Origin of the sequence: Parasphingorhabdus sp., from assembly GCF_036964675.1 — a bacterium.
Lineage (GTDB): Bacteria > Pseudomonadota > Alphaproteobacteria > Sphingomonadales > Sphingomonadaceae > Parasphingorhabdus.
Map to the genome: position 1 here is coordinate 1 of NZ_JBALTF010000165.1, position 586 is coordinate 586.

Annotated in this window: 2 protein-coding genes; one reads left to right on the forward strand and one right to left on the reverse strand. The window is 63.8% G+C overall.

What is annotated here, in order from left to right:
- A partial coding sequence (locus V7665_RS13750) for a hypothetical protein (RefSeq protein WP_335665092.1) occupies positions 1-265 on the forward strand: 265 nt, incomplete at its 5' end.
- A gap of 123 nt (positions 266-388) precedes the next feature.
- Here V7665_RS13750 and V7665_RS13755 read toward each other — a convergent pair.
- Positions 389-586, reverse strand: a 198-nt coding sequence (locus V7665_RS13755; protein WP_335665093.1) for an excalibur calcium-binding domain-containing protein, incomplete at its 5' end; no start/stop codon positions are given.

Genomic DNA, 586 nt, shown 5'->3' on the forward strand with positions numbered 1-586 from the left:
ATCGATGCTGCTGCTGTTGCCCGGCGTCGGGCCGGTGCTGATGGTGCTGGCGCCGATGCTGCTGTTTGCCGCCGGCATTGGTCTGGTCCGGGGCTGGGACGGCGGCCGCAAGCTGTTCCTGGTCTGGGCGGTGATCGGCGGTCTGGCAGCGTTCGGCGGATGGCAATATAATCCGGTCGCGTCCGTGGTCGATCTGGCGGTGATTGCCGGGTGTCTGGTGGTGCTGCTGTGGGGTGACTGGCGGACGTTGTTGCCGCGGCGGTGAGGTTTAAGCCTCGTCATCCTGAACTTGTTTCAGGACCTCGTCCGGTAGCGTGCGAACCTTGAGGGATCCTGAAACTAGTTCAGGATGACGAAGAAGTGAAATTGTACAGGGTTACCCTGATTGTTATCGCCCGCGATAGGGCTCGCAGGCAATCCCGTCACCATCGCGATCCAGCGGCGACCGGTAGCCGGGATCACCGCGATAGAGCGGCGCGGCGCCGGCACTGCGCGCGGCATCACAATTGCGATAATAAGCGCTGGATTGTGGCGGCTGGGCGAACGCCTGCACTTGGCCGGCCTGCGCTGGTGTCGACAGGCCGCC